The organism is Bacillus cereus group sp. BfR-BA-01382 (genome assembly GCF_022663475.1).
GTDB lineage: Bacteria > Bacillota > Bacilli > Bacillales > Bacillaceae_G > Bacillus_A > Bacillus_A thuringiensis_S.
In genome coordinates this window covers 1-308 of sequence record NZ_JAKUFQ010000338.1, presented here as the reverse complement: position 1 = coordinate 308, position 308 = coordinate 1, and the positions used below count along the sequence as shown (strand labels likewise).

The following is a 308-nucleotide window of genomic DNA, read 5'->3' as shown; positions in this document are numbered from 1 at the left end:
ACCAATAACTCGGGTGTTTTTGGAAATCCTTCAGGATGGGGTGGTCCGTGGGCCCCAATGGGATGGGGAAATACCGGAGGTAACGGTCAGCTTGGAATGCTTGGAAACTTACTTACAGCAGGAAAAGGCACCATGAGTGGAATAGGAATGATTAGTAGTCTAATCGGGATGGGGAAGTTCTTCTTTTAGTTAATTAGAACAGGAGAATGTGGCTGTAGCTTTAATCAACCACATTTAAGGACAGTAATCTCCCACCTAACTTCCTAGCATAGCATTCGCGGAAATTTTAGGTGGATATGTATTGTTAC

The 308-nt window shown here is 43.8% G+C and carries 1 pseudogene; it reads left to right on the top strand.

The features are described 5' to 3' along the window. Positions 1-189 (top strand): annotated as a pseudogene (locus MR160_RS34245) (hypothetical protein); the annotation flags it as partial. Positions 190-308: the final 119 nt, after the last annotated feature.